This window comes from Acinetobacter sp. HA (genome assembly GCF_000264725.1).
GTDB classification, from domain to species: domain Bacteria; phylum Pseudomonadota; class Gammaproteobacteria; order Pseudomonadales; family Moraxellaceae; genus Acinetobacter; species Acinetobacter schindleri.
The window spans coordinates 74,907-98,954 of sequence record NZ_AJXD01000017.1 but is presented as its reverse complement, the minus strand read 5'-3'; the positions used below and the strand labels follow the sequence as shown (position 1 = coordinate 98,954).

Genomic DNA, 24,048 nt, shown 5'->3' with positions numbered 1-24,048 from the left:
AAAGGCGATTCTTTAGAATCGCCTTATCTACTATTCATCATCTGAACTTAATAATAAGTTCGACCACCCTGCGCATGCAGAAAGGCTGGAATCAGACCGGTCAGTGCCGCACGAATATCAGCGCGCTCATTAATCAACTGATGCGAACCTTCCTCTAACATCAACAAGGTTTGCAGGCGGAATTTACGCCGAATAAATTCGATATTATAACGCCAATCCACCGTCTGATCCTGCGCACCCTGTGCCAGCCATACCGGAATACGGCAAGCTGGCCGGTCTTCCATCTGCTGCATCCAGCGTGACATCGCGAGAATCCAGTCCATGCCCATCATACGGGGTTGTAATGGATCTTTTAAACGTACAAAGCGCAGGAATTCAGGGTTATGGTTATTACGTCTGAAATGGCGTGGTACTTCACGCTTAATCCGGCGAATAATCCCGAGACCTACAGAGTTATGCCACCATGCTGTTTTAGCTGGACGAATCAGTGGTGAAAGTAGCAGTACGCGATCTACAAAGGGATTTTCACGACGTTCTGCAAACTCCAGCAAGTGGTGCATCCAGATTGCACCACCAGTACTTTGTCCGATACCTAACCATGGTTTTGACAACTGCGTTGCATGACGTACATAACGGTGTACTGCATGCAATACCTGCTGATAATGGTCAAAGTTCTGAATATTGGCTGATGAACCATTACTCAAACCGTGCCCCGGCAAATCAAAGGTGAGTACACTAAACCCTTCTTCCAGTAGCTCTTTGACAATTGGCTGATAGATCCCGCTATGTTCTAGATAGCCATGCAATAGAAACACCGTTCCCTGAATTTTATCAAAACGGCTTTCGGTCAGATCCGGCTCAAAGACTTGCACATGCAATTTAAACAATGGCATTTGCACATAACCTTGCCAGTGTTTCGCATTGAGCAGGTCAAAACCATACAGTTTCCGGTAAGCCTGTAATTCCAGCGTAGACTGCATGTCCCGATTCAGATTTAATGGTTGCAACAGCTGTGGTGTAATATCCCGGTTGGGGACTGGTAATTCCAGCTGTTTGAGAATTGTCGGGTTTAAAAATGGGATATCTGACATTAAGGTACCTCCCGACAGTCACTTGATCCAAACCACACATCCCGAAGTGTTGCTAAGAGTTCATAGTTAGCCCGTCGGCTATGATCATAGTTTTTAATACTTGGACGCCATGTAGTAAGTGAATTTGGCATTGGCGCTTCCACCGGAATGGTCTGAATACCGTTAAGTGCGAACAGACGGCGTGTACGCGGCATATGATAGCGGTCCGTGATCAAGATCACCGTAGGGGCTCCACCCTTCTTCTGTAACAGCAATGAGCTGAAACGGGAATTCTCACAGGTATTCATACTACGGTCTTCAAGAAGTTTGGCATCTACGTCATAGGCCTGCAACCAGCGTTGCATATACGGTGCTTCTACACCACTCAAAACAATCGGCAGATCATACTGTTTTTCGGTTTCCAGGGTTTTTTCCAGGCGCAGACGAGTATAGTCATTGACGATAATATCTTTGCCATTTTCATGCAGGGTCAAACCGCCGCCCAAGACCACAATAGCATAAGGTTTGGACATCTCATCCTGCACTGGCTGAGTTTGGTCATGATTTAAAGTCGCGAGGTCTTCGGCAAATTCCACATTGGTCATTTGCGCAATATTTTGCTGATGCTGTTCAACATCATAGCTTTTCAAGAATTCTATAAACTGTCCCATCTGGGCAGCATTTTCATCACTGCTCAAGCTTAACAATTCAGTCAGATCATCTGGTTCTACTACATCAGCTGCTTCTGTTTCAGTCACCAGCAATGGTACCTGAACTTTCTGCTGTTCAGATTTTTCTGCCTCAGCTTCACGTTCATCTTCAAGTAACTGCTGTAAAGCTTTATAGCGTGCCTGAATCAGTGACAGGTTCTGTGACTGATTTTTGGAAATATCTTCTTCCATCACCTTGAGATAGGCCTGACGCGCAATCCATAGCTCAGAACCTGGCTCCAGTGTTTCATTAACACTTAAGGAAGCCTGTTTCTGGCTTTCAGCCGCGATCTGATTGACCTCGACCGGAACAAAATAGTTCAGTCCTTTGACCACCAGATGTGAATAAAACGGCGAATAAAGAAAGACTACGAACAGTGCGCACAGCACAAATAGTACTGAGACTACTTGAACTATTCGAACCATCCAGTGTGCTTTATCCATCTATTTATCCTTTAATCCTGATGTGAGCGGATCATGCCATTTTCAGCAAATAAAACTGGCTCCGGTTCAAGCAGAACCCCAAATTTTTCCTGAACATCCGCCTGTACGGCTTGGTAGGTTGCACGCACGTCCTTGAGCGAGGCATTGGCATAATTCACCAGCACCAGCGCCTGCTTATGGAACATACCGACTGACCCCAGCTGTTTACCTTTCCATCCGCTTTGGTCAATTAACCAGCCGGCTGCCATTTTAACTTGATTATTTGGCTGTGGATAATGAGGTAAATTCGGGAATTGTTGAGCAATTTGGTCAAAGAATTGTAAATCAACTACTGGATTTTTAAAGAAACTACCCACATTTGGATATTCTTTAGGATCAGGCAATTTGCTCTGACGAATCTGAATCACTTGGCGCTCCAGATTTTCTGGCGTCTGTTCCTCACCCACTGCTGTTTTCAGGTCACCATAATTGAGTTTAAGCTCCGGCTGTTTCAACAGACGGAAGATGACATGGGTAATAATGTAACGACCCGGATGATCTTTAAAGATACTATGACGGTAGGCGAAGTCACAATCTGCTGCTTTGATTGAGCTAAAACTGTGATTTTCACGATCATAGACTTCAACGCTTTCAATAAATTCCCCGACCTCTACCCCATAGGCACCAATATTTTGTACTGGCGAAGCACCAACAAGACCTGGAATTAAAGCCAGATTTTGCAGGCCATAAAAGTCTTGCTGTGTGGTCCATAATACAAAATCATGCCAACTCTGGCCTGCTCCAACACGAAGGCGTTGCACCTGATCATCCGCATCCAGCAGTTCAATGCCCTGAATGTCCATATGCAATACCAGTGCATGAATCTGTTCCGGTAAAAGCATATTGCTACCACCAGACAGAATCAGAACATTCAGCTGTTGCTGTTTGGCAAAATCCAGAGCCTGAATCAGATCATCATTTGATTGAATTTTGCAGTAATGTGATGCAATTGCATCCAGACTGAGAGTATTAAAAGGTTTAAGTTGAACCTGTGTTTGGATTTGCATGACTTAAACCTTAAGCTCTTTTTGTTGCATTTTAAAGACATCGATCCACGCAAGACTGCTGGATTCACACTGATTGAGTACACGTTCAAAACCCTCAGCACCGCCATAATAAGGATCGGGTACTGCCTGTTTTGGATAGTCAGAATCATATTCACTCATCAGGGCGACTTCAGCACGTAATTGGCCAAGTTGTTGTTGAGCACGTTTCTGAAGTGCAAGAATATCCCTAAGATTGTCTTCATCCATCGCGAGCATCAGATCAAAACCAAGGAAATCCTGTAGAGTCAGCTGACGGGCACGCAATGCAGACAGATCATAACCCCGCTTTAGGGCATGTTCCTGACTGCGCAGATCAGGCGCTTTACCCGGGTGATAATTACTGGTTCCCGCCGAATCAATCATGATATTGAGATTATGTACATCGCAATAATGTCTGAGGACCACCTCTGCCGTGGGAGAACGACAAATATTTCCCAGACAAACACATAACACCTTAAATGGCGTTCTGGATGACATAAACAACCTCAGCACTACTTTATTTTCAGGATTCTTATGTTAAGTTATTTGTATAGTGAATCCTATATCACAACGCCACAATAATATGAATTTGGATAAAAATTAAGGAAGCAGCCATGCAAAGATTTCAATTTCAGACTGTTCCCAACATCATTGCCGGACTTGGCACGATTCGTGAGCTGCACCAAATTCTACAGAAAGGCAAATATGTCCGCGTGCTACTGGTGACCGATCAAGGCATGATTACGCAGAATCTACATGAGGAAGTTTTATACATTATCAATGAAGCAGGTCTGGATTATGCTATCTATGCCGATGTGCAGGCAGATCCGCCAGAACATATCATAGCGGATGCCATTTCTTTCGCCCGTCAGGAACAGATCGATGTGGTGATTGGTTTTGGTGGTGGCAGTTCACTGGATGTGGCCAAGATTATTGCGGTCTTGAGCCATCCACAGCAAACCCAATGCCTGAATGAACTCTATGGTATCGATCAAATTGAAGGCCCACGTCTACCACTGATCCTGATTCCGACTACGGCAGGAACCGGTTCGGAAGTCACCCCCATTTCAATTGTGACCACAGGTGAAACCACTAAAACCGGAATTGTTTCGCCTTTGCTGTTTGCTGATATTGCAATTCTGGATGCCAGCTTTACCCGTGGTTTACCTAAACATATTACGGCAGCGACCGGCATTGATGCGATGGTGCATGCCATAGAAGCGTATACATCGAAAATCAAGAAAAATCCCTATTCGGATATGCTGGCCAAACAGGCATTAAAGCTTTTGAACAACAACCTGACTCGTGTTCTAGATGATGGAGATGACCTGGAAGCACGCCAGAATATGCTGGTCGGTTCCATGCTGGCTGGTCAGGCTTTTGCCAACGCACCTGTCGGTGCGGTACATGCACTGGCTTATCCACTTGGCGGGCATTTTCATCTGTCCCATGGGCATAGCAATGCGATTGTGCTGACAGAAGTACTGAAGTTTAATGCCCCTGCTGCCAAACAGAAATATGCCGAACTAATGACCTGGCTCGATCCCCACAGTAAAGGCTGTCATGATGGCTTAACTGATCTGTTCATTGATCATTTTAATAATCATCTGCAACGTAGTGGTTTACCTTTAAAACTTGCTCAGCTGGATATTCCTGAGCATATATTGATGATATTGGCTAAAGATGCCATGAAACAGACTCGACTGTTGCAAAACAACCCGCGTGATATGACTGTAGAGGATGCTTTACAGATCTATCAGGCGATTTATGCCTAATGTTTACCAATTAAAAGCTTAAATTAATCTCAATTTTTATAAGAAATGATTCATGAGCAAAGCACCTGTCAAAACCCGTGAGCAATATACTTTTTTCCTCAGCATCCAGACCCGCTGGGCGGACAATGATCTATACGGCCATGTCAATAATGTCACCTATTACAGCTATTTTGATACCGCAGCCAATGCCCTGCTGATCCAGCATGCCGGTTTTGACCCACGAACGTCTCCGAATATTGGTTTGGTGGTGAATTCCTGCTGTCAGTTCAATCAGGAACTGTCTTATCCTGAAGTGATTGAGGTCGGTGTCAATATCGCCAAACTAGGAGGTTCTTCCCTGACTTATGACCTGGCTATTTTTAAGCACGGCAATGACCAGGCTGCTGCCCAAGGCAGTTTTGTACATGTTTTTGTCGATCGTCATACACGAAAAAGCACCCCAATTTCAAATGAAATGCGGGATGCCTTATGTCCTTTTATGCACAGTAGCTGTGAAATCTAGAACTTATTTCAGCTGAATGTTTTTCAATTCTGCATCGAAGTTTTGTACCAGATCTTTCACAGCAGGTTCTGCATTTAGCAACTCCTCAGCGCGTTTAAATGCACGCACTTTACGTTCACGCTGCATGGTATAAGGTGTCAGTTCATTGACATCTTCAAACTTCACTTTGAATTGCGTACCTGTCCATTGCTGTTTTAAAGCTTCTTCTAGGGTATGTTTCAACTGACCGAGTAACTGCTGGTAACGCTCTGGAATATGAAAAACTGATTCTCCATCAATTTGCCCGGTCATAATACCGTACTGTGCCAGCTCCTGTACCGCTGGTGAAAGCTGGCTATTGCGGAACCAGAATTCCCATTTTTCTACAGTCCATTCACCCTGCATGTCCTGTACCGGAATTTGCAGGATATCCTGTGGCATCAGATTACGATCTGTTGAAATATCTGTATTTGCTGTCTGGATATGTACAACTTCTGTCGGAGCTATAGGCTCTGCTTGAGAATAAACTTCAATATTTTCAACATTTTTTGTTTCAGGTGTTGCTGCAGACAAACTGAATTCAGGCTCATTCTGTTCTACAGGCGCAGCAGTACGATTTTCAGGAAGATATTCTTCTAACAGGAAATCATCACTACTGGCTTCTGTGCTTGCTGTAGCTGGTTCCGCCGGCACATCATCAAAACCAAACAGTCCATCATCCACACTTGGGTCAAACATAATCTGATCCGTACTTGGTTGCTTAACTGTCGTAGGTTCTGCTGCCTGTGCTGGCGCAGCATGTAAATCTGGTTCATCTTCCACATCGAGAAAATCATCAGAAGATGATTCAGACTGTGCAGTGGCTGGGCTATATTCTGGCTCATCCTCATAACCATCATCTAATGGAAAATCTTCGACCACCGGTGATGCAACTGGAGCACTTTCCTGTTGGGGGACAATACTTGGCTGTGCAGCTACAGGTGCCACTTGTTGTACTGGTACAGTATTGGCTGGAATCTCATTTGGCTGTAATGGACGGAAAGCCAGCAAGCGCAGCACCATCATTTCAAAACCCTGCTCCTGCGTTACTGCCATTTGCAGATCAGCACGACCCTTACAGGCAATTTGATAATACAGCTGCAGATCTTGTGCTGAAATCAGTCCTGAGAGCTGCATGATTTTCTGGTTAATCTCAGCACTATATTTCAGACTTAAATCTGGCAAATATTGTAAAAGTGCCAGTTCATGTAAGGTCGAGATCAGCTGATCTAATACTAGAGATACATCTAGTGCCTGCTGCCGGAACTGGAGTAAAAGTTCACTGACACGGGCCTTCTGATTCTGGTGAACCGCCAAAATCAGGTCATAGATAATGGTGCGGTCAATCAGGCCCAGCATCTCTTTCACGTCCTGATGCTGAATCGCACCCTGACCATAAGCAATGGCCTGATCGGTCAGCGACAGTGCATCACGCAATGAACCTTGTGCAGATTCAGCAATTTGCCAGATTGCATCTTGGTCAGCCTGAATACTTTCTTTTTGTAAAATATGCCCTAGGTGATCAGTAATTTCATCGACTGCTAATGGACGTAAAGTAAACTGTAAACAACGCGAAATAACCGTAATCGGGAGTTTTTGCGGATCTGTGGTTGCAAACAGGAACTTCACATGTTCAGGAGGTTCTTCCAGCGTCTTTAACAAGGCATTGAAAGAATGGGTGGAGAGCATGTGTACTTCATCGATCAGATAGACCTTGAAGCGCCCTTGAGTGGGTGCATAGGGAACGTTATCTAACAGTTCACGTGTATCTTCAACTTTTGTACGGGAAGCTGCATCGATCTCGATCAGGTCAATAAAACGGCCTTCATTCACGGCAGTACAGGTTGGACAGACCTCACACGGCGTTGAAGTCACCCCTGTTTCACAGTTCAGGCATTTTGCAAGAATACGTGCAATCGTCGTTTTACCCACACCGCGCGTGCCCGTAAACAAATAGGCATGATGCAGACGGCCACGTTCGAGCGCACTGGTTAAGGCACGAGAAACATGGTTTTGACCCACCAATTCATTGAAATTACGAGGACGATATTTTCGTGCAAGTACCTGATACATGTATGCTCCTTTTCACAGGTCTAAGCATACTGTTTTTTTGATAAATAGTGAAATAAATGCAGGAATTGAATAAATAAAAATCCCTTTTTTATTCAGATAAAAAAAGGGATATAAAACAAAAACTTTTATCAAGAATTTAGGCTTTCAGCTAAAATAAAATCACTTTGCATCTGATAGCGTTTGCCTGTTTGATCTTCACGAATTTCGAGTAAACCCTTTTCCAGATCAACAAACAGTAAATTTCGTTTAGCGACGTTGAGCAATTCAATCTTCTGTCTACTGTCATCCTGAAAACGGATTTTACCGCTAATCGTTTCAATCTCATTATGACCGCTCAGACTCTCACGTTCCAGCACAAAGGTTTCATCTTCATTTAGTCGAAGTTTTACAGCCATTCCCGGACAATCTTCACAGCTGGATAAACATCCCATACACGGTGTTGTGCCCTGATATTCACCCGTCCAGGCCGTTTGCATCGCCTGAGCTTCAATTGCAGTTTGGGCTTTATCCTGTTTGGTATCCTGACAACCCCATAGTGCCGCCGTTGCCACGAGTGGAATCAAAATAACTTTCTTCATGATTCTAGATTCAGCATGTTGATTATGCGGCAACATACCATAGTGAATACCGTGAGGTAAATTGCATTAATTTGTCGGGAATCTTAAAACCAGCCCTTACGTCCGGTCTGGATCTGATCAGCGCAACGTAAGGCTTCCTGAGTTAAGCCCCACAGACGGTAATCTCCAGTAATGGAAGCAGTAGGAAAATTATGGGTATAAGCAAAACTCAGTTTACGTTCCGGATCACACCAGGCTCCAGAGCCATTAAAACCGACATGACCAAAGCCTTTTGTTGATTTTCCTAAGGTCAGGATGCGGTGATAGCCTAGACGCCAATGCATCGGAAACGGCATAATCCGGTCACGATGAGTATATTGCACCGTACTTAAACGTGTAAAAGTCTGTTGGGAAATAAGGTCTTGTCCCTGCCATTGGCCTTGTTGTGCCAGCATGGCATAGACTTTTGCCAGACTCTGAGCAGTAAATACCCCGGTTGCTGCAGGAATAATGGCTTTAAGCCCTTCATCACTAAAGAAGTTGAGATGCTTCATACCTTTAGGAATCATGGCATCCTGAAAATCCTGCGGATTTTGACCACTCAGCTCTAAGGCGCGTTCCATCAGATTAGGCTTCCTTGGTTGATGAGTTTGATCTGCGCGTGACCGAGTCTGTTCTTTTTTCCGGTGAATCGGACGAGCAACACGTAGCAATTCATGCTCAGGCACACCAAAGTAAGCACCATCTAGCTGTAATGGTTGCACCAGATATTGCTCCATCAACTCAGCAAGTGTTTTGCCAGTCGCTTTTTCCAACGCTCCACCGACCTGCCAGCCAAAAGTGAGCGGCTGATAAGCTGCATCCGTTCCTAAAGCAAAACGTGGTCTGGCTGCGGCAACGCGTTGCAGTATATGCGGCCAATCTACCATTTCCCGGGCATCCTCGATGATATTGCGAATATCATACAAACCACTTTGATGACTGAGCATATGTGCCAGCGTGATCTGGTCTTTGTCTTGCTGGGCAAACTCTGGCCAGTATTCTACTACAGGTGTGTCATAGCTGATCAGCCCATGACTGACCAAGATATGTGCCAAGGTCGCTAAGACACCTTTGCCTGTGGAATAACACACTGACAGCGTATCCGGTTGCCACAGTTCCTGTTCAGATTTTTTGCCGGTATAAATATCCAGGACTTTTTCACCCTGATGATAAACCACCAGTGCAGCACCCCCCTGTTCGGCACGTGCATCCTGAAAACGACTAAACTGCACGGCCAGATCCTGAAAGCGAGGATCAACATAACCTAGATAGTTTTCGGTACTGGCAGATAGATATTGTTTAATCGGTTTCATGCGTCCTTCCTTGATACATGTTTCAAATGAGATCTAATATTTGTACAGGCTGAAATAAAAAAAGCCTAAATCAAGTTTAGGCTTTTTAGATCATTATAAAGCTTTGATGCTACCTGAAACATGCGGTTTCTGGCTTTTCGCATTACGGATCAGGAATTCAGTATCATTGTCTGATTTCGCAGTCGTGAACTGCACTTTAGATGGCAAGTACATCGGTAGCTTAAACCACACGTCCGCTTCATAGGCATCTGGCAGGGTCAGGCTGGCTAAAGCTCTCGCCTTACTCCACATGCCATGGGCAATCGCCTGTTTAAAACCGAAAGCTTTAGCTGTTAGTGCATGAATGTGAATCAGGTTAAAGTCACCTGAAGACAGAGCATAGCGACGACCAGTATTTTCAGAGATATCCCATTCCGCATTCACTTCATAATTCGGTGTTTTGCTTTCTATGGTTTTTGCAGATGCTTTTGCATCAGTTTTTTGACGTGACAAATAAGTGGTTAATGCTTCAACCACGACATCATTACCGACTTTCACTGTAGTAATGAAATCAAACTGTACGCCTTTGTCATGTGGCTGCAACTCACCGAACGTGCAAGATAAAGTCAGCTGTTCATTCACACCCACTTTACGGTATTGCTTGACCTGATTGCGGATATGCACCAATCCTAGAATTGGAAATGGGAAAGCTTCCGAGGTCATCATATGCATTTGCAGGCTTTGTGAAAGTACTGCCAGATAGATCGCCGGGATATAACCATTATTCTTAAAACCACAGACGGCGTTGTAAGCTTTTAAATGCTTTTGATCGACCTTGAATGAATCTACCACGTATTCAACTTGCGGCAGGACCTTTTCACCCTTTGGTTTTTTTGAAATGAGACCCTGAATGATTTTTGGATAAGCAAGATACGGCTTTGGAAGTTGATTAAAATGGCGAGTATGCATACTGAACCTTTGGAATATTTTTATTTCAATTTGGATTGAAAGCCCCTTCTCCCTCTGGGAGAAGGCTGGGATGAGGATAATATCTCATCCTACCTTCTATTTAATTTATTTAACCTTTCCTACGAGGAGAGGGAATTCTTGATCTACTCTACGGGTTAACGTAGAGAGAGAAAAGAACTTTTCAGAAAGAATTAAGCCCCTAACAGGCTCTGACCACAGACACGAACCACATTGCCATTCAAGCCTGTAGATGCAGTTGAAGCGAACATTGCAATCGTTTCAGCGACATCGACTGGTAAACCACCTTGACTCATTGAATTCATACGGCGGCCAGCTTCACGAATTGCGAAAGGAATTGCAGCAGTCATTTGAGTTTCAATAAAACCAGGAGCAACGGCGTTAATGGTAATACCATTGCTTAAAGTTGGAGCTGTATATTTCACAATACCGACTACACCTGCCTTAGAAGCTGCATAGTTAGTTTGCCCCAGATTACCCGCAATACCAGAGATTGAAGATACACAGATAATACGGCCGTTAGCGTTCAGACCATCATTATTCAACAGGTAATCATTAACGCGTTCAATCGCTGACAGGTTGATGTTAATTACCAGATCCCAAAGCTCAGGCTTCATGTTTGCCAAAGTCTTGTCACGGGTAATACCGGCATTATGCACGATAATATCTAAACCGCCCTGCGCAGCTGCCGCAGCTTTGATTTTTTCACCAGCATCAGCTGCAGTAATATCAATTGCCAAGGTAGAACCATCAATCTCACCTGCTACACGGTCAAGATCTGCTTGCTGCTGCGGAACGTCCAGACAAATCACATGTGCACCATCACGTGCCAGTACATGGGCAATCGCTTCACCAATACCACGGCTAGCACCTGTGACTACAGCTGTCTTGCCTGCCAAAGGTTTAGTCCAGTCTACATCTTGAGTCGCTGCTTGAGATACGCGAATCACTTGACCAGACACATAGGCAGAACGTGGAGAAATCGCAAAGCGGAGTGCAGATTCGAGATTTGCTTCAGCCCCATTGTCCACATAGATCAGGTTCGCTGCGATACCTTTTTTGAATTCTTTACCCACTGATTTTACAAAACCTTCAAGCGCACGTTGTGCAATTGCCTGCTTCACTGAAGTTGCTGATTCAGGAGTGGTTCCTACAATCACCACACGACCAGATGCCTGGATTTGACGCGCGATCGGATTAAAGAAATCATATAACGCTTTTAAATCGTCCGAATTCTGAATACCAGACGCATCAAAAATTGCTACTTTAAATTTTGATTCTTTGTCGCCCTGATTAAATGCACCCAGGTTCAGACCCGCTTGTGCAGCTGCCTGTTGCAGTTCAGCATTATTTCCCGCATAGCTATTGGCATGAATATTTGCCAAAACTTGTGCAATTGAACCAGTCAAAGTACTGCCAGGTGCAGCACCTACTAAAACGGCGCCTTTGACTACAGGAGTTGCAGAGTCATAGCGCTCAAGGAAGGTTGGGGATGGAAGACCCAGGTTTTTAATGACAAATTTACCAATAGGAGATTTTGCGAACGCTTGGTACTGGTCAGTCATGATTATTATCTCTCATACAAATTAATTTTTGATCGATCTAAAGTTATGCTTTAACTTCAATATAATGTCAGATACTTATAATTCAATAGATCCATCAGATTCTGGTCAATAATACTTGAGATAATAAACAGATGACTTGACCTAAGCGCACTCTGTAATGTCATTCTAGTCAATTCAGCCTATAGCCTTCTATGTTAATGTAGCGACCAAGAAGATGATCAATTTGCCTGGTAAAGCCTTATGAGCAAAACAACTCAAGAAAATCCAGCGGTCGAGAATCCTGTAGCCGAAAGCGTGTCAAAACCATCAACAGCACGCAAGCGCACAAGCAAAACGACGAGCGCAACGTCTGCAGAAAAAAGTCCGACGAAAACCACGCGCCCCCGTGCTGCGTCTAATCGTGCGGAAAATACGACTTCAAGCAATAAAACCTTAACACCAAAAACACAGATTTCTGTTCAACAGGACCAAGACATGAGCCAAAATACAGTTCGCCGCGTTGCTATTATCGGTGGTAACCGCATTCCATTTGCACGTTCTAACGGTGCTTACTTTACGGCATCCAATACTGATATGTTCACCGCAGCCCTGAATGGCCTGATTGAACGTTTTAATTTACAAGGTCAACGCCTGGGTGAAGTCGTAGCTGGTGCAGTATTGAAACACAGCCGTGACTTTAACATGACGCGTGAGTGCGTACTGAACACTGCCCTTGCACCTGAAACTCCGGCTTATGACATTCAGCAGGCATGTGGTACTGGTCTGCAAGCTGCATTCCTGGTTGCCAATAAAATTGCATTAGGTCAAATCGAAGTCGGTGTGGCTGGTGGTGTAGATACTACCTCTGACGCGCCAATCGCATTTGGTGATGGTTTACGTAAAGCTTTACTTGAACTGAACATTGCTAGAACAGCAAAAGATCGTTTGAAAGCTTTAACCAAAATTAATGTGAAAGACCTGATGGATGCACCGAAAAATGGTGAGCCACGTACCGGCCTGTCTATGGGCGACCATCAGGCAATCACAACACTGGAATGGGGCATTTCTCGTGAAGCACAGGATGAACTGGCTGCATCTTCACACCAGAAAATGGCAGCAGCATACGAAGAAGGTTTCTTTGATGACCTGATCACACCATTCCTAGGTCTTGAGCGTGACAATAACCTGCGTCCAGATTCTTCAGTTGAAAAACTGGCAAAATTGAAACCTGCTTTTGGTAAGGGCGATGCACGTACCATGACTGCAGGTAACTCTACTCCGCTGACGGATGGCGCATCTTGTGTACTGCTAGCGTCTGAAGAATGGGCGAAAGCCAATGGTCATGAAGTACTGGCTTACTTAACTTTCCAGGAAACTGCGGCAGTTGATTTTGTAGAGAAGAAAGAAGGCCTGTTGATGGCACCTGCTTATGCCGTTCCACGTATGCTGGAGCGTGCTGGTCTGAAACTTCAAGACTTCGACTACTATGAAATCCACGAAGCATTTGCATCGCAAGTACTTTCAACCTTAAAAGCGTGGGAAGATCCGAAATTCTGTAAAGAACGTTTAGGCCAGGATGCACCATTGGGTTCAATCGACCGTGCCAAACTGAATGTAAAAGGCTCTTCACTGGCAGCGGGTCACCCATTTGCTGCGACAGGTGGCCGTATCATCGCGACTGCTGCGAAACTATTAAACCAGAAAGGTTCAGGTCGTGTACTGGTGTCGATCTGTGCGGCTGGCGGTCAAGGTGTGACTGCGATTATTGAAAAATAATCTTTACACCTGATTTAAAAAAGCACCTCATATGAGGTGCTTTTTTATTGGTCACGCAATGCTTTAAGACAAATCAACTTTTAGCATATTCAGGACGAATTCCCATTTTTATTTCAATCTGGTCATAGCACCACTGGAAAATAAAGGTATAGACCAGAATACATAGCGTTAAACTCAAATCTGTCAAAATTGCCTGCCACAAGCTCATCTCTAAGGCATATGCCACCATCGGAATGGTCGCCAGCATCAAGCCACCTTCAAAACCGATAGCATGCGCAATACGCACCTTAATGGTTCTTTTTAGCTGATGTTTCGCCTCGATCTTTTCAAAATAATGGTTAAACAGCATATTCCAGACTACGGATGTGACTGCCATGGCAACACCTAAAGTTCCGGTCACTTCCATCGGCAACTGAAAGATATAACTCAGGGTAATGGCAATGATAACCAACAGAATGATCTCATAGCTCAGCGCATGCACTATCCTTCTGCTTGAAATTAACATCTCTGCTTACTCAAATAGCTTAATAATAGTGCCTAGTTTATTTTCAATTATGTGATTATTCGAGTTAGAATCTTTCAAAAATATTGACAGATTAAAATATGAATATTAATCAGGAACAATTACTGCTGTTTAAAGCAGTGATAGAGACTGGCTCCTTCTCGGCAGCCGCACGCAAGCTTGGCAAAGTGCCCTCTGCTGTAAGTATGGCCATTGCCCACATGGAAATTGATCTGGATTTACAGCTTTTTAAACGGATTGGCCGTGAGCCACAGCCTACAACAGCAGCTCAAGTGCTGTATGAAAAGACTGAACAACTATTGGTAGAAATGAATCAGTGGAAGCAACATGCTCAAGCATTAAGCTCAGGGCTAGAATCTGAACTGAATATTGTCATTGTATCTGAGCTCCTACATACACGCTGGACCGATTATGTAGTCTTACTGGAACAGCAGTTTCCGGATTTACAAATCAATGTATTTTCTGCCCCGCAAGAAGATGCTCACCGGTTGTTATTTGAAGGCGCTGCCCAACTTGCATTGATGTTTGAACGAGAGCAACTGGAGACCCGAGAGCAGTTTGTAGAACTGAAAAAAGAAACGCTGGTTGCCGTTGCCGCGAAATCCCATGCTTTAAGTCAGCTTGATCAGGTCAGCTATGAGCAGATTCTGAATAGTCGCCAGATTGTAGTTGCCAGCCGTGATCATCAGATCAAGCCAGAACTGTTATTTTCCAGAAACTATTGGCGTACCGACAACCATCACTCCGCCTATCGATTAATTAAACAGGGTTTGGGCTGGGGAATTTTACCGATGGAAATGCCGCATGAACATCCACATATTCAGGAACAACTGCATATTCTGGATCTGTATGATTTCACCCCAAAGTTTGATTATTTTGTCGATCTGGTCTGGAGTCGTGAAACAAAACTCGGTCAGGCTGCACATTTTTTGATTAATCACATCAGAAATCAACGCAAAAACACAGATTAGTTACTGAAAATAGTCGGTGAACACTTGGGAAATAAGCACTTTGTGATATAACAGAATGCATAAGCAATAACCTAAGAACTAGATCCAAATGACACAAAGTGCGTTAAACCAACTAAAACAATTCACCACCATTGTTGCGGACAGCAGCGATTTAGCTGCGATTGAAAAATTCCGTCCACTCGATGCAACCACCAATCCTTCACTGATTACTGCTGCCGCCAATCAGGCTAGAAAACAAAGCTCTGATTGAAGACGCTTATGCGCAGGACTAAAACCGAAGGTTATATGGGTAATGAACTGATTGAACGTACTATTGACATTCTTACGGTTAAATTTGGTGTGGAAATTCTTAAACTGATTGAAGGCCGTGTTTCTACTGAAGTGGACGCCTCCCTGTCTTATGATACTGAAGCGACGATTGCCAAAGCCAAAGAATTACTGGCACTGTACGCACAGTACGGCGTTGCTTCAGATCGTATCCTGATCAAGATTGCATCGACCTGGGAAGGTATTCAGGCCGCACGTGCGCTGGAAGCCGAAGGCATTCATACCAACCTGACCCTGCTCTTTGGTCAGCATCAGGCACATGCCTGTGCAGATGCCAAAGTTACCCTGATTTCGCCATTTGTTGGCCGTATTCTGGACTGGTACAAAAAGGCTGAAGGTGTAGATCAGTATCCGATTGAAAAAGATCCAGGTGTGTTATCGGTAAAAAGTATTTATAACTTCTACAAATCACACGGTATACAGACTGAAGTGATGGGTGCCAGCTTCCGTAGTATTGATCAGGTGCTGGGTCTGACTGGATGCGACCTGTTAACTGTTGCACCCAACCTGCTCGATCAGCTTGAACAGGATAACCGTGTTGTTGAGCCGCAGTTGTCTTCGGATCATGTTCCAAAGCAAGGGACTTTAACTCCAATTAGCCAGGAAGACTTTAAACAGCAATTAGAGCAAGATCCAATGGCTTCCCAGTTACTGGAAGCGGGTATTCAGGGCTTTATTAAAGCACGTGAACAGCTCTCTACCCTGTTAAGCCAAAGTTTTACAACAGATTCAGAAATTAAGGCTTAAATCTTAATTCAGCTCTAAGCCGATGCAGGTATAATGCCGCATCGGCTTTTTTGTATGTGGATTTTGCGTGTTTGGTATCACTGATTTAACGACCTTTATCATTGGAACAGCGTTAATTGTGATGTTACCCGGACCGAATTCCCTCTACGTCATGTCGGTAGCTTCTCGCTACGGGATTAAAACTGGATATCGGGCCGCATTCGGTGTCTATGCTGGAGATATGGTTTTAATTTTCCTGACCGCACTCGGTGCAGCATCTTTACTGCATGCTTTTCCGGTCCTGTTTACTATTCTGAAAATTATTGGTGCGGTGTATCTGAGCTATCTGGGTATTAAATTGTTGATTGCGGCTTACCACACCTGGAATATCGTACATAGCAATGCACAGATCCAGCAAGCCGAGCAGAATCTGGAGCAATTACATCCCTTCCGTACGGCGATGACCATCAGCATTTTGAATCCCAAAGCGATTCTGTTTTATCTTTCTTTTTTTGTGCAGTTTGTTGATCCATCCTATTCATACCCTGCACTGACTTTTACGATTCTGGCAATTATTTTGCAGATCATCAGCATGTCTTATCTCAGTATTCTGATTTTTTCAGGTGCTACGCTGGCTCAATTCTTTGGGCATCATTACCGTCTGACTTCACTTTGTGTAGTCAGTGTGGCAATCCTGTTTTGTGGCTTTGGGCTAAAACTGGCGACTTCAACTTTATGAAATGCATGACGTCCCAACAACTTATAACCCTACGTGATTTAGGTTGTTTTTACCTTTAACAGCATTACTGAAGCGCGTATGATAAGTGCACTTTTCACTCATACTGATTATCTCTGCAACGGATATGCAAAAACTCCTTCAAGACTTCTCCCTACCCGCAGCATTTGCCGGTTTTATTACTTTTTTAGTTGGGATCAGTGTTTCCTCTGTGCTGGTAATTCAGGCTGCACAGCTCTTAGGCGCGAACACAGCTGAAATTACTTCATGGTTCTGGGCCCTAGGGATCGGGATTGGTCTTTGCGGACTTATTCTTTCCTGGAAGTTTAAATATCCAGTAGCAACCTCTTGGTCAACCGCAGGTCTGGCCTTAATCCTGGCAACCGGCACAGGCTATAGCCTGCCTGAAGCTTTGGGCGCTTTTCTGGTGTGCGGCCTTGTCACTGCCGTATTGGGGTTTTTAGGTATTTTTGAGAAAGTTCTGCATGCGATTCCGCAAAGTCTAACCAGCGCAATGCTGGCAGGAGTCTTACTTAAATTCGGGATTGGTCTGTTTGCCAGCTTGCAACATGAGCTGGGCTTTATCCTGTGTCTACTCGCTGCCTATATCATTGCCAAGCGGCTATCGCCCCGTTATAGCATTGTGGTTACCGTGATTGCTGGTGTCGCCCTATGTCCCATATTTCTGGACTTTAATCCACCGAGGCTGCATTGGTCACTGGCTCATCCAGTCTGGGTGAGCCCTGAATTTTCCTGGACTGCGATTCTTGGTCTGGCCTTGCCACTCTTTGTTATTAATATGGCATCGCAATATTTACCCGGCTTGGCAATGATTAAAAGTTATGGTTATACGCCACATGTTAATCAGCTGATTGGCTGGACCGGCACTGCTCAAACCTTACTGGCTCCTTTTGGCTGTTTCGCCGTCAATATTGCAGCGATTAGCGCAGCGATCAGCCTCGATGATCAGGCCCACCCGGATAGCAAGAAACGTTATATCGCTGGTATGAGCTGTGGTTTCTTCTATATCCTCATGGGCTTATTTGCAGCCACACTGACCAGTATTCTTTTAGCCTTCCCTGCCGTTTTTATTACTGCACTGGCAGGGATTGCCCTGTTGGGCACCATTGGACATAACATTACACTTGCTTTCAGCCACATGGATGAACGCGAGGCGGCATTATTAACCTTCCTGTTTAGTGCTTCAGGAGTGCAATTCCTTGGCATCGGTTCAGCATTCTGGGGACTATTGTTTGGCCTGATAGTACATCTGTTCTTTAAATGGCGTAAAACTTATTAAGAGTCTTATTTTAATTAAGGTTGGATAACACACCAGTAGGTGATTGCAGAAATTGAAGTGTCTGTTCAAAGGTTTGCTGGCTTTCTTTTTTACCCATATAAAACTGATATTCATGGATCAGCCATGTTTTTGATTCTGGATAAAAGATCTCCTTTACCGGCACCTGATTCGCTTTCAAAACCTGCACAAATGGATAGGACTGCGTTTCTGTGAGAAAATCCTTGTTTCCGCCACTGATCAGCACAGGGGGATAATTTGGAGTGATGTGCTGAATAGGTGAGATCTTTTTCAGGAACTCCGCATCATGCCGGCGATCGCCTGTATAGGCCTGCACCATATTATGAACTCCCCATTCAATCAGTTTGATTTTTTCTGGTGCCGTATCCACAAACGCGTTCAGGTCATAAATGCCACAGTGTAGAATCAGCCCTTTAAGCTGTGCAGGCTGGATTGATGACACAAAGTCAGAGTTACGGGCAAAAACCGGATTGGTTAACAAGGCCGCATAATGACTGGCGAGATTGGCACCGGCAGAATCTCCAGCCAGATAAAGCTGATCTGGATCAATCTTGTATTGGGAAGCATGCGTCTGGAGATAAGCCAATGCCATATTAATTTGCCGTAGCTGGCTTGGATAAGTTGACTGAGGAGCAAGCTGATATTGCACAGACACCACGTTATAACCTTTTGATGCCAGCAGTTTAAAATAACCCCGTGCATGTTCGCGAGATCCGGAAATCCAGCCACCGCCATGAATCCAGATTACTGTTGGGCTTTGTTCCAGTTGAGTCATATTTTGTGGCTGGTATAAGTCCAAACCCAGCCGCCGATCAGAATCATAGAGAATATTTTGCTGCACAATGACATCATCCGGTGCATAACGATCCATGATTTTCTGCTGTACAGCTGTCGTCATATTAAAAGCAGTGGCAATAATTTTACTGTTCTGTGCCGTACTCTGACAGCCATATAACCCACATAAAAAGATTAATCCTAATAACCCTTTTCCAGCTTTGACTATATGTGTATTCACCATATCTTGAATATTTCCACTAATTATTTTCCAAGTTTCAACGCTCTATATATTTTAACCCAACCAACTTAATAGAGATTGAGCAAACCTGCTTAAAATCCGGGTATTCCAGTCTGTTTTATCTGCCAATCAGTCTACAGTTTTTTGTAAATATATCACTGTAATTTAATGAATTTTCAGATTTTTTTATATTTTGCAATTGAACCCCCTCCATCACTGTGCTATCAATAGTTTAAAGCAAGACAAAAACGAAACCGGAGTATAAATAAGATGGCCTATCAACATATTTTAGTCCCTGTGGACGGTTCAGAAATTTCCTTTTCAGCAGTACGTCATGCTGCAAAAATTGCGAAAGCTTTTGGTAGCAGACTGACACTCGTCAGTCTGATTGCAGAAAATCCTTTTACTGAGGCAGATTTCTACTATAGCTCTGCCATTATGAAAGAATATTTTGTTGAAGCACATGCCAATGCCAAAAAAGCATTGAAACAAGCAAGCATCATTGCCCAAGAGGAAGGTGTGGAAGCCGAAACACATATTGTGACTGGTTTGGTCAATGCCGAGCATGTCGCAAATACTGCAGAAGAAACTGGTGCAGATTTGATTGTGATGGGTTCACATGGTCGTAAAGGCTTCCAGAAGATCATTCTGGGCAGCTTTGCACAAGATGTTCTTGGTGTGTCGGAAACTCCAGTGCTGATCATTAAAAAATAATCTGGTTCTGCGCATCCCTTGATGCGCATGACAATAAATCATGCTTTAAAGCACTGCTATTATTCATCACGCCAGCTACAGCTGTATTCTGTTTCCAAGCGTGCATCATTATCAGGAATTTTTATGAAGCATTATCAACATATCCTGGTCGCAATTGATGAATCGCCTATCTCTTATGCGGCTGCAGAACATGCGCTCGATATTGCAAAAGTTTTTGGCAGCAAAGTGACCTTAATCAGCGTCATTGCAGTTGATCCTTTTTCTGGAGTAGATTTTTACAAGGTTGCCCCAGCTGTTACCGATTATTTTATGCAGGCCGAGCAAAATGCACTGGATAGGCTTAATGATCTAAAACATACCTTTACGCGTGAAGGTATAGATCTGGATATTCGGATTCTACACGGCATGTCACCCTCGGAAGGCATTCTGCAAACCAGCCATGAATTACCTGTAGATTTGATTGTGATGGGTTCACATGGGCGTAAAGGATTACAAAAACTGATTTTAGGCAGCGTGGCACAAAATGTACTCGGCTTGGCTGAAACGCCAATACTCATCGTTAAAGAATAAATGCCCTTCCTTGCTCATCAAAAAGCCTGTCTTAATGACAGGCTTTTTGATTTTCTAGAAACTAGCGAATTTTCTGGTTCAATTGGTTGAGGAACATTTCCGCTTCCAACTGGGAGCTGAACACTTTGATATATTCACCAGATTTCCGTACCGAATTTGGCGTGTATTCCAGATGAAGTTCGAATACTCCACGCGTACTGTCCTTGATGACTCGCACAGCAATAATGTGTTGAGTATTTAAATAAAATCCATCCTCAATTTTAAATAACATTTCAATTTGCCCAATTATCAGATCATCTTGATCTTTACATTGTGAGCGCCTGAAATTGGCGTCACACATACTTCGATATGTGTTGCTATAGTAAAGCAAAATTTAATACATACTTTCTTTAACAACATATTGAATAAATATTACTGATGTTCTAAATAAAAAAGCCGGATATTAAACCCGGCTTTTTCAACATGGGTTAATTAAACACTGAGCATACTGTTCAAGGTTTCACAAACATTTTTAGATTTTACCAGGGGTTTCAGAGCTTCAAGCTGAGCTTTCACTTCACTACGTTGCGGTTCAGCCAGAGTATACCAACGAGAGAGAACTTGAAGCAGACGTGAACCGACAATCGGATTTTTCTCATCCAGATATTTCGCCAAAGTAATATAGTGCTGTACACCAAAACCCCAGGTATTGACCGGATTTGCATTCAAACCCCCACTTACAGCACGAATACGGTTCGGCACAGCCAGATCATAATCAGGATGCTGTGTCAGATAAGCAATCGTTTCAGCAGTTGCTTGAGGATGCGCCGCCTGAACCATAAACCATTGATCTAAAGATAAAGCTTCATCTTCAAAACGGCTATAGAAGTCTGCTAGAACTTCTTGGGCTTGTGGTGCATCATTCCAGACCAGGACTTTAAGCGCTCCCAGACGTTCAGACATGTTCCCGGTATGATACTGCTCATAAGCCAAATCAAAAGCAGAGTCATCCCCTTGGCGTGCGATCATGGTAAGCATGATATTTCTTAATGCACGGGTACCCATTGCCTGAGAGAAATCAGATTGCAGATCTGGATCAAGTGACAGGTAAATTTCTTTGGCAGTGTCAGCAAAAGCACGTGCCAATTTATTCAGTAAGGCGTTACGTTTTTCCTGAATTTTGCTTGGACGATAGTCCACATCAATACGGCTGCCAAGATACCCCTCAGTTGGCACATCAAACAGACGAGATGCCAATAACGGATCCTGTTCAATCACCCCCGGCAAGGTATTCAACATCGCCTGCACATAAATGTCCGCAGGCTGATCATTCAGGAGAATACGCTCAAGTAAAGTCTGGGTCGCCTGCCAGCGATTAAAACCATTGGTTTCATACTGTAGCAAGAAGGCCAGCTCTTTATCCGAATAGTTAAATTCCAGATTGACTGGTGCCGAGAAGTTACGCAGTAATGACACCACTGGTTTTGCTTTTACCCCAGTAAATTCGATACGTGCCTGCTCCTGATCAAACAGGTACACCCCATCTTTGACACCATTTTCAAACAGCGCTGTTGAATTCAAGGTCAGCTGTTCACCACTCTCTGCATCAAACAGGGCCAATGCCACAGGAATCGGGACTGCTTGCAGATCTGGATATTTCGGGTGTGCTTTCAGGCTTTGTTTAAAGTTCAGGCAATAGGTCTGTGCTTCTGCATCATATTCACCATGCACTTCCAGCTTTGGGGTACCTGGCTGGTTATACCAGATCAGGAAGCTGGACAGATCGACACCAGAACCTGCGCTCAATGCTGCAACCCAGTCTTCCACCGTCACTGCCTCACCATCATGTCGGCGGAAATATTCATCTGTACCCATACGGAATTTGGCTTTGCCCAGCAAGGTCGCCATCATGCGGTTAATTTCCGCACCTTTTTCATACACCGTCGCAGTATAGAAGTTATTAATTTCGACAAAATGGTCTGGACGTGGTGGATGCGACAATGGACCTGAATCTTCAGGGAACTGATGCGCCTTAAGCACTGCAACATCATCAATACGCTGCACTGCTGCAGACTGCAGATCTTCAGAGAAAGACTGGTCACGGAAGACAGTCAAACCTTCTTTTAAACATAACTGGAACCAGTCACGGCAGGTAATACGGTTACCGGTCCAGTTATGGAAATATTCATGTGCGATCACTGACTGTACCCGCATGATTGCAGCATCAGTGGTAAATTCTTCATCTGCCAGTACACATGAAGTATTAAAGATATTCAGACCTTTGTTTTCCATTGCGCCCATATTAAACGCGCTGGTGGCAACAATCATGTAATTATCAAGATCATAAGGACGGCCATAGTGTTCTTCATCCCAACGCATAGAGTGCTTTAAGGCTTCCATGGCAATTTTACACTTTGGAATGTCTTTCTCTTCAGCATAAATTTCAAGTGCTACATCACGGCCTTCAGAAGTGGTATAGCGATCTTTCATCACCGCCAGATCACCGATCACGCAGGCAAACAGGTAACTTGGTTTTTTGGTTGGATCTTGCCAGATTGCATAGTGACGGCCTTCCCCCGCTTCACCCGTTTCAATCAGGTTACCATTGGCAAGAAGTACCGGGAATTTCTTGTCTGCTTCAACACGTGTAGTAAAAACAGACAGGACATCCGGACGGTCCGGATAGAAGGTAATTTTACGGAAGCCTTCTGGTTCATTCTGAGTCACAAACAGATCCGAACTGGCTTGATACAGGCCTTCTAATTGGGTATTGGATTCAGGATGAATACGAACAACAGTTTCAATCGTAGCCTGATCCGGTGCATTGCCAATCACTAACTGTTCAGTATCAAGCTTGTACTCACTTTCAGAAAGTGGCTTACCATTAACATGAATTGATTGTAATTCCAGATCACGACCGAGTAAAACCAGCTCACCTTCAGTCTGACGCTGCATTACCAGTGTAGCGCTGACCAGCGTATGATCTGCATAAACCTGAATATTGAGCTCAACCGAGTCAACGATATAAGAAGGTTTTTGATAGTCTTTTAAATAAATGGTTTGATCTGCTTCAATCGCTGGATTAGCCGCAATATTCATATTAATGTCCTGATCTTTTTACACCGCTTATGTAAAGCAAAAAATGTTAATCATATTGATCATACGACAACTTATTCTGCCTGTCTGTGCATTTCATTGTGTTTTTATATATGGGACTAAACTGGAGTTATTTCAATTCAGGTATTTAAATTACTGAAAGTAATTGACTTATATTTAAACAATAAACAAAAATATGCCGTCTTAAGATATTACTAA

Annotated in this window: 21 protein-coding genes and 1 pseudogene; 9 read left to right on the top strand and 13 right to left on the bottom strand. The window is 43.9% G+C overall.

Annotation, left to right across the window (positions count from 1 at the left end; genetic code table 11):
• Positions 1-47: 47 nt before the first annotated feature.
• Genes HADU_RS04895 through HADU_RS04880 form a run of 4 tightly spaced genes read right to left on the bottom strand, consistent with a single transcriptional unit; the run spans position 48 to position 3,786 of the window.
• Positions 48-1,091 carry an alpha/beta hydrolase gene (locus HADU_RS04895; protein ID WP_004815675.1) on the bottom strand — a complete coding sequence of 348 codons (1,044 nt, stop codon included), beginning with the start codon at positions 1,089-1,091 and terminating at the stop codon, positions 48-50.
• Positions 1,091-2,224 (bottom strand): YdcF family protein, encoded by a 1,134-nt coding sequence (locus tag HADU_RS04890; RefSeq protein WP_004815674.1) that lies wholly within the window; start codon positions 2,222-2,224, stop codon positions 1,091-1,093. The genes HADU_RS04895 and HADU_RS04890 overlap by 1 nt, the downstream gene beginning before the upstream one ends.
• A gap of 11 nt (positions 2,225-2,235) precedes the next feature.
• The gene (gene murB, locus HADU_RS04885; protein WP_004815672.1) at positions 2,236-3,270 is read right to left on the bottom strand and encodes a UDP-N-acetylmuramate dehydrogenase; all 1,035 of its coding nucleotides are present in this window, start codon (positions 3,268-3,270) and stop codon (positions 2,236-2,238) included.
• 3 nt (positions 3,271-3,273) lie between these two features.
• Positions 3,274-3,786, bottom strand: a complete 513-nt coding sequence (locus HADU_RS04880; RefSeq protein WP_004815669.1) for a low molecular weight protein-tyrosine-phosphatase — start codon at positions 3,784-3,786, stop codon at positions 3,274-3,276.
• Positions 3,787-3,902: 116 nt separating this feature from the next.
• Here HADU_RS04880 and HADU_RS04875 point away from each other — a divergent pair, with 116 nt between their 5' ends.
• The gene (locus HADU_RS04875) at positions 3,903-5,063 is read left to right on the top strand and encodes an iron-containing alcohol dehydrogenase (protein WP_004815667.1); all 1,161 of its coding nucleotides are present in this window, start codon (positions 3,903-3,905) and stop codon (positions 5,061-5,063) included.
• Positions 5,064-5,115: 52 nt separating this feature from the next.
• Positions 5,116-5,565, top strand: coding sequence for an acyl-CoA thioesterase (locus tag HADU_RS04870; protein WP_008304068.1), 450 nt, complete (start codon positions 5,116-5,118; stop codon positions 5,563-5,565).
• 3 nt (positions 5,566-5,568) lie between these two features.
• Here the strand turns inward: HADU_RS04870 and dnaX are convergent, their stop codons facing one another.
• The 5 genes from dnaX to HADU_RS04845 all read right to left on the bottom strand — a co-directional run bounded on the left by dnaX (position 5,569) and on the right by HADU_RS04845 (position 12,099).
• Entirely contained in the window at positions 5,569-7,656 is a 2,088-nt protein-coding gene (dnaX, locus tag HADU_RS04865; RefSeq protein ID WP_008304067.1) for a DNA polymerase III subunit gamma/tau, read from the bottom strand.
• A gap of 128 nt (positions 7,657-7,784) precedes the next feature.
• On the bottom strand, positions 7,785-8,234 hold the full coding sequence (locus HADU_RS04860; RefSeq protein WP_008304066.1) for a copper resistance protein NlpE N-terminal domain-containing protein: 450 nt from the start codon (positions 8,232-8,234) through the stop codon (positions 7,785-7,787).
• A gap of 83 nt (positions 8,235-8,317) precedes the next feature.
• A complete protein-coding gene (locus HADU_RS04855) occupies positions 8,318-9,568 on the bottom strand; it encodes a serine hydrolase domain-containing protein (protein WP_008304065.1) in 1,251 nt (416 codons plus the stop codon).
• 93 nt (positions 9,569-9,661) lie between these two features.
• Positions 9,662-10,516, bottom strand: a complete 855-nt coding sequence (locus HADU_RS04850; RefSeq protein WP_008304064.1) for a MaoC family dehydratase — start codon at positions 10,514-10,516, stop codon at positions 9,662-9,664.
• Between the two features lie 191 nt (positions 10,517-10,707).
• Positions 10,708-12,099, bottom strand: a complete 1,392-nt coding sequence (locus HADU_RS04845; RefSeq protein WP_004815661.1) for a 3-oxoacyl-ACP reductase — start codon at positions 12,097-12,099, stop codon at positions 10,708-10,710.
• Positions 12,100-12,339: 240 nt separating this feature from the next.
• Here HADU_RS04845 and HADU_RS04840 point away from each other — a divergent pair, with 240 nt between their 5' ends.
• Positions 12,340-13,854, top strand: coding sequence for an acetyl-CoA C-acetyltransferase (locus HADU_RS04840; protein ID WP_034592312.1), 1,515 nt, complete (start codon positions 12,340-12,342; stop codon positions 13,852-13,854).
• A 73-nt stretch (positions 13,855-13,927) separates the two neighbouring features.
• Here HADU_RS04840 and aceI read toward each other — a convergent pair whose 3' ends face one another.
• Entirely contained in the window at positions 13,928-14,359 is a 432-nt protein-coding gene (gene aceI / locus HADU_RS04835) for a chlorhexidine efflux PACE transporter AceI (protein ID WP_034592311.1), read from the bottom strand.
• A gap of 98 nt (positions 14,360-14,457) precedes the next feature.
• Between aceI and HADU_RS04830 the strand changes: the two genes are divergently transcribed.
• From HADU_RS04830 to HADU_RS04815, 4 genes and pseudogenes are all read left to right on the top strand, one after another.
• Positions 14,458-15,348 (top strand): LysR family transcriptional regulator, encoded by an 891-nt coding sequence (locus HADU_RS04830; RefSeq protein WP_008304057.1) that lies wholly within the window; start codon positions 14,458-14,460, stop codon positions 15,346-15,348.
• 88 nt (positions 15,349-15,436) lie between these two features.
• Positions 15,437-16,422, top strand: a pseudogene (gene tal, locus HADU_RS04825) (transaldolase).
• Positions 16,423-16,489: 67 nt separating this feature from the next.
• Positions 16,490-17,140 carry a leucine efflux protein LeuE gene (gene leuE, locus HADU_RS04820; RefSeq protein ID WP_034592310.1) on the top strand — a complete coding sequence of 217 codons (651 nt, stop codon included), beginning with the start codon at positions 16,490-16,492 and terminating at the stop codon, positions 17,138-17,140.
• A 124-nt stretch (positions 17,141-17,264) separates the two neighbouring features.
• Positions 17,265-18,437, top strand: coding sequence for a benzoate/H(+) symporter BenE family transporter (locus HADU_RS04815; RefSeq protein WP_008304052.1), 1,173 nt, complete (start codon positions 17,265-17,267; stop codon positions 18,435-18,437).
• A gap of 10 nt (positions 18,438-18,447) precedes the next feature.
• On the opposite strand, the gene HADU_RS04810 is transcribed toward HADU_RS04815, so the two are convergent.
• Positions 18,448-19,473, bottom strand: coding sequence for an alpha/beta hydrolase (locus tag HADU_RS04810; protein ID WP_008304050.1), 1,026 nt, complete (start codon positions 19,471-19,473; stop codon positions 18,448-18,450).
• 267 nt (positions 19,474-19,740) lie between these two features.
• Here HADU_RS04810 and HADU_RS04805 point away from each other — a divergent pair, with 267 nt between their 5' ends.
• Both HADU_RS04805 and HADU_RS04800 read left to right on the top strand, forming a co-directional pair.
• Complete coding sequence (locus tag HADU_RS04805; protein ID WP_004892860.1) at positions 19,741-20,184, top strand: universal stress protein; 444 nt, start codon at positions 19,741-19,743, stop codon at positions 20,182-20,184.
• 123 nt (positions 20,185-20,307) lie between these two features.
• Complete coding sequence (locus HADU_RS04800; protein ID WP_004815649.1) at positions 20,308-20,754, top strand: universal stress protein; 447 nt, start codon at positions 20,308-20,310, stop codon at positions 20,752-20,754.
• A 61-nt stretch (positions 20,755-20,815) separates the two neighbouring features.
• On the opposite strand, the gene HADU_RS04795 is transcribed toward HADU_RS04800, so the two are convergent.
• The gene (locus HADU_RS04795) at positions 20,816-21,025 is read right to left on the bottom strand and encodes a hypothetical protein (protein ID WP_034592324.1); all 210 of its coding nucleotides are present in this window, start codon (positions 21,023-21,025) and stop codon (positions 20,816-20,818) included.
• Between the two features lie 200 nt (positions 21,026-21,225).
• Positions 21,226-23,832 carry an aminopeptidase N gene (gene pepN, locus HADU_RS04790; protein ID WP_008304045.1) on the bottom strand — a complete coding sequence of 869 codons (2,607 nt, stop codon included), beginning with the start codon at positions 23,830-23,832 and terminating at the stop codon, positions 21,226-21,228.
• Positions 23,833-24,048 lie beyond the last annotated feature (216 nt).